1 protein-coding gene is annotated in these 755 nt (G+C 40.1%); it reads right to left on the reverse strand.

Annotated elements, in window-relative coordinates:
• Positions 1-755, reverse strand: a 755-nt coding sequence (locus CXF67_RS00125) for a GEVED domain-containing protein (protein WP_145990318.1), incomplete at both ends; no start/stop codon positions are given.

Consider the following 755-nt stretch of genomic DNA (forward strand, 5'->3'; position numbering starts at 1 on the left):
CATCTACAGTTGGAGCATCCGGTGAGCCATGGTGAACTAGTACATCTGTATTACCTGCAGTAACAGCAGCTTCTCTAGCACCAGCAAATGCTTGTAAGGCAAAATCTATAGTATTTACAGAGTCGTCAAATTGAGACGGGTCTAAAACACCATCCGCAACGACGATATAAGTTTCATCTGCAACTAAAGTCACATCAACACTATATAATGCTTCTGAAACATCTGTACTTGTTCCTGGTGCCACACTTAAAGTAATTTCTAGATTAGCAGGCACATCCACAAAAGGAGTTGCTGTTCTAAATTCAAAATCATCAAGTAACAAAGTAGATCCTAAATACACATCTACAACACTAGCTGCAGGATCTGGAGAATTATGAACCACTTGAACTCTAGCTAAAGGTAAGCTTACACTAATCGAGTAATCTTCTACTTGACCATAGGCAGCTCCTAAACATGGATCTAAATAATCAGTTACTCCGAACATCTTTTTAACCCTCATTCGAGTCTGACCTTGTAAGGCATCAATAGGGACTTCCAAAGATTGAATAGCTTGTTGACCATCCTCGCCGGTAGAACCGTTAATAGTTGCTGTAATTTCATAAACTTCACCAGCATCATCTAACACATCGTTTTGGTTCCAATCTACAAATACAGCAAATCTGCTGGTAAATGGACCATCCGTATTTCCTTCGAGTATGATATCGTAAGACCCCCCAGCTAGCACATCACCACTAAGACCAGTAAAATCTTCGTGA

Origin of the sequence: Psychroflexus sp. MES1-P1E (assembly GCF_002836055.1) — a bacterium.
Lineage (GTDB): Bacteria > Bacteroidota > Bacteroidia > Flavobacteriales > Flavobacteriaceae > Psychroflexus.